Below are 4,189 nucleotides of genomic sequence, written 5' to 3' on the forward strand. Positions count from 1 at the left end.
GCACGCTTCGGCCCGGCAGTTCTCAGGCTGGCCGCCGCCAGCTCTTTGGTAAGCGCGGCGGCCAGCCTGAAAACTGCCTACCGTCAACGCCTGTCACCCATCCTACGGCAAGGTGGCATGCGGTGCAGACTGTCAAGATAAGGCCACAATCTCTTCGCGGGCATAGGCCGTGTTCCCGAACCGAGCGTCGCCATAGCTGCGGTTCAGGCGGTGCCGGGGTTTCGTCCAGTGGCCAAGCTCGTGGCCCCAGACAGCGTAGAAATTCTGCGGATTCTCGAAGAGCTCGATCGGGGGCATGTAAATCTTGTCAAGGTTCGGGACGTAACATGCTTCGCGACCAGAGAAGCTGACATTGGCACCGATTGCCTCGAAGAAGCTCTGCATATGCGGGATCGGTGCGCGTTCGGGGTGAACTTCCGGTTCGGCCGCAGCGGGATGGAAGCGAGGGTCCAACCCCTCGATCTGATCGGCGTTAAAGACACGGTAGGATTTCAGGAAGGGGATGGTTTTGGGGTCTTCGGTTTCCGCCTCCCCGCCGTGGGCGCTTTCGACCTGTTCGCGCTCGGCCGTTCCATAATAGACGACCACCGACGATTTCGAGCCCTTGATGACTTTCGCATCGAGCTCGTTCGCCTGCCTCAACGTCATCCAGTAGGGCGAGGTGTATCCGGCCATCATGGTGCGCATGGTCAGCAAGAAGTTATTGACGCCCTGATAGGGTTCGCCGTTCTGGCGGAGCGGCACAGAACTGCCGCCGACCGTCCAGGGCTTGCGCCAGGGCAGTACGCCCCGGTCGATGATCTTAATGAGTTCGTTGGTGATCGACGCCGCGGCGTCGAACTTTGGCTTGCTGGATTTGGCCATGATGATCTCCGGTGTCTGGTAAGCGTGAAGACCCGGAGGTACCGTCAGGAAAACACCCTTGGAGGGTCTGGCAGGGTCCGTCCAGAACCCTGCCAGACCCTCACCCCGTGACTCCGGATCCGGCAAAACCCAAAGCTTGCTTTTACTTTTTTCGTATCACTGACACGAAGTGCCTTTCGGCATCCGTCCAGCGGAAGCCCAGAAATCTCGCCAAGCTGACCCTAAGACCCTTGAGCAAGACACCGAATTCGCTCATTTAGTGATCCCCACGTGCCTCGGTAGCTCAGCGGTTAGAGCTGACCGCTCATAACGGTTAGGTCGCAGGTTCGAATCCTGCCCGAGGCACCACGCGGACATGGTGGAATGGTAGACACCGGAGACTTAAAATCTCCTGCTCGATCGAGCGTGCGGGTTCGAGTCCCGCTGTCCGCACCAGAATCGGCCCGCAACGCAGTGCGACATCATGTAAAGACCAGTGTGCAATGGCCAAGGAAGGTTCGTTCGATAAGAGGGGCCATTATCGTGGCCCTTGGTCGGGTGATTTCGGAACACTGAACGGCCCGTGCTGAACTGGCTGAACCCCATCATAGGAGTTCAGCATGCCCCGTTTCGACCACAATGCCTTCGTCAACTCACGCCGCGATGAACAAGGCGTCGGCCATCAAATCTTCCAGGGCTATGTGCAGCTTCGCCGATCTTCACCAGTTTTTAGAACCTATCCCCGGCAACAGCATTCTTGCCTAAGCTGACTGTCTTCAGTCTGCGTTGGGAGCCGGGCAGTATTGCCTTGAGTCCGCGACTACTTCATGAAATAGTGAAATCATGAAATCTGAGTTTGCGCCACCTGCGACTGACACCGCCGACAAAGAGCCGACACTGCAGCTCTTTTTGCCCGCTGCTACCAAACGCGAAATCGCCCTCCGGGCTGCAGATTCAGGTGAGACAATTCGCGTGATCGTCCTGCGCGCGCTCGATGCCTATGGTTTTCATGTCCCCAAGGAAGCGCTGGTCGACCGGCGGAAATCGCCATGAAAACTTTCACGATTGCCGAATATCAGGCTGAAGCGCGGAAGACGGACCAGCGGCGCTCCGATGATCCAGGCCTCGACTTCCACCTCCTCGGCCTTTTCGGGGAAACCGGCAGCCTGCTCAGCGAGGTGAAGAAGAAGCAGCGCGATCCTATTGCCTATCTCGGCTATAAGGATTCTGTGGTCGAAGAGTTGGGCGACGTACTCTGGTATCTCACAGCTCTCGCCTTCCGCGCCAGGCTCGGCCTCGACGAACTGGCGATCAACCTTGACCGCAGTCTCGCGGACTGGCAATCGACCGGCTTCGCCGAGTTGAGCTTTGCCGCCATTGAGACGCCCGCCGTCGGAGTGTCGACCTCACCAACACCAGCTTTTGAGCAGACACTGCTGAAGCTCGCTGGCGAGGTGGGTCTGTTGATGACCGATCACGCGGCCGGCCGGCTTGAGCGCAATCGCTCCGCGCTCAAGGGACGCTTGATCGGCGTTTTGCGAGCGCTGCGCGCCGCCGCCCATGAGGCCGGCATCACGCTTGAAGATGCTGCCAGGGCCAATCTAACGAAGATACTTGATCGCTGGCCCGTCGAGCGGCACTACCCGCCGCTGTTCGATGAGGCGTTTCCGGTCCACGAGCAGCTGCCGCGGCAACTGGTAATCGATATCGAAGAGGTCGAACTTAACGGCAGAACAATGGCCCGACTAACCTGCGACGGCAAGCCGGTCGGAGATCCCTTGACCGACAACCGCGACGACGACGACGATTACCGCTTCCATGATGTCTTTCATTTGTCCTATGCAGCGCATCTCGGATGGTCGCCGACTCTCCGGCGACTGCTCCGGGTCAAGCGCAAGAGCGATTCCCGGATTGATGAAGTGCAGGACGGCGCCCGCGCGGTTCTGATCGAAGAAGGGATCGCCACCTGGATCTTCAACCATGCGCAACACCTGGCTCTGTTCGAGGGCATCACGGCCCTCGACTACGGGCTGCTCAAATCCGTGCGCCGGTTCGTGTCCGGCTACGAAGCGGAAACCTGTCCCCTTTGGCTATGGGAGGAAGCAATCTTGCAAGGCTATGAAATCTTCCGAGCCGTCCGCGTTCATCGTGGCGGCCGTGTCACCATTGATCTCGACGCGCGATCCATTCGGTACGACAAGCTATGAGTGCGGCGGTAGAAACTTTCGTTGGAGCATTGAGCGCTGTCTCTCTCGACAATGTCTTCAATCCCTATGCTGATCGTTGTCCACTGCATGACCGTAGCGACGCGCCGCACCGTCGGCAGCGAAATCTGGTCATGAGCCTGAATACGGCTATCGACCTGCAGGTTCGCACGGTTTGGATTGCCCGCGATCTTGGCTATCGTGGGGGTCGCCGCACGGGCCTCGCCCTCACTGATGAGGTCCACCTCGACAGCTACAGCTCGCTGTTTCAGGGGTTGCCGGTGGAGAAGGCGACCAACGGACCAGCGGTCGGTGAGCGCACGGCGACCGTTATCTGGCAGATGCTGCAGCGTTTGGCCGAACCGGTCTTCCTGTGGAACGTCTTCCCGCTACACCCGCACGAACCCGACGAACCAATGAGCAATCGCTGCCATACAAAGCGCGAGCGCCAGGCCTGTGCCCGGTTCCTTCACGAGATCATGGAGCTGCTGCAGCCGGAGACCGTGATTGCCATCGGGGGTGACGCGCACCGTGCCGTCGACGAACTGGGGATCGAGGCCACACAGGTCCGCCATCCGAGCTATGGCGGGCAGAACACCTTCATCGCCCAGATCGAAGAGGCCTACGCCCTGCCCCCGGCCCGAACGCCGGACCTGTTCACGCTGCCTGCCTGAGCAGGCGCGCAGAGCAATCATCGATCAAGGCAGTCACCTCGGCCTTGCTCCAGCCATCCGTCTCGATGCGGGCGGCTGTCGAGTTCACAGTCAGCGTGCCAACCTCGAAGCCGCTCTCGCGGGCGATGAAGCCGAGCAGCCGCCCCAGTCCCAGAAGGTTCCCCAAGGTCTTCTGCACATAATAGTGGTTGCGATAGACCACGAGCATGTGCAGCGGGCCGTCCCGTTCGGGTTTCAGTTCGATCATGCTCAGGCATTGCCGGTTCGTCGCCTTCCGCATGTCTCGCACCGGGTCCGAGATGATGATCTCATACCGGTTCTCGTAGAAACTGAACCGCACCGGGTTTGCCGGAGGCTCCAACTCATGAGCAGGATGGAGCATCATGACAAAGACAACAAACAAGTATTCACCGGAAGTGCGCGAACGCGCTGTGCGGATGGTTTTGGATGGCGCAAGGCAGCATGAAA

3 protein-coding genes, 2 tRNA genes and 2 pseudogenes are annotated in these 4,189 nt (G+C 59.5%); 5 read left to right on the top strand and 2 right to left on the bottom strand.

Going from position 1 to position 4,189, the window contains the following annotated elements; translation table 11 throughout:
* Positions 1-141: 141 nt before the first annotated feature.
* Positions 142-864 (bottom strand): annotated as a pseudogene (locus AC13CR_RS01030) (ArdC family protein); the annotation flags it as partial.
* 272 nt (positions 865-1,136) lie between these two features.
* Between AC13CR_RS01030 and AC13CR_RS01035 the strand changes: the two are divergent.
* From AC13CR_RS01035 to AC13CR_RS01055, 5 genes are all read left to right on the top strand, one after another.
* Positions 1,137-1,212: transfer RNA gene (locus AC13CR_RS01035), tRNA-Ile, on the top strand.
* A gap of 1 nt (position 1,213) precedes the next feature.
* Positions 1,214-1,299, top strand: a tRNA-Leu gene (locus AC13CR_RS01040).
* A gap of 387 nt (positions 1,300-1,686) precedes the next feature.
* Positions 1,687-1,896: a hypothetical protein gene (locus AC13CR_RS01045; RefSeq protein ID WP_482900267.1), complete on the top strand. Its 210-nt coding sequence runs from the start codon at positions 1,687-1,689 to the stop codon at positions 1,894-1,896.
* Positions 1,893-3,050 carry a pyrophosphatase gene (locus tag AC13CR_RS01050; protein WP_482900268.1) on the top strand — a complete coding sequence of 386 codons (1,158 nt, stop codon included), beginning with the start codon at positions 1,893-1,895 and terminating at the stop codon, positions 3,048-3,050. Before AC13CR_RS01045 ends, AC13CR_RS01050 begins: the two co-directional genes overlap by 4 nt.
* A gap of 131 nt (positions 3,051-3,181) precedes the next feature.
* Positions 3,182-3,721, top strand: coding sequence for a uracil-DNA glycosylase (locus AC13CR_RS01055; protein WP_482900269.1), 540 nt, complete (start codon positions 3,182-3,184; stop codon positions 3,719-3,721).
* Here the strand turns inward: AC13CR_RS01055 and AC13CR_RS01060 are convergent.
* Positions 3,705-4,189 (bottom strand): annotated as a pseudogene (locus tag AC13CR_RS01060) (hypothetical protein); the annotation flags it as partial. The gene AC13CR_RS01055 and the pseudogene AC13CR_RS01060 overlap by 17 nt on opposite strands.

It is taken from the genome of Paracoccus sp. L-17 (genome assembly GCF_056857655.1).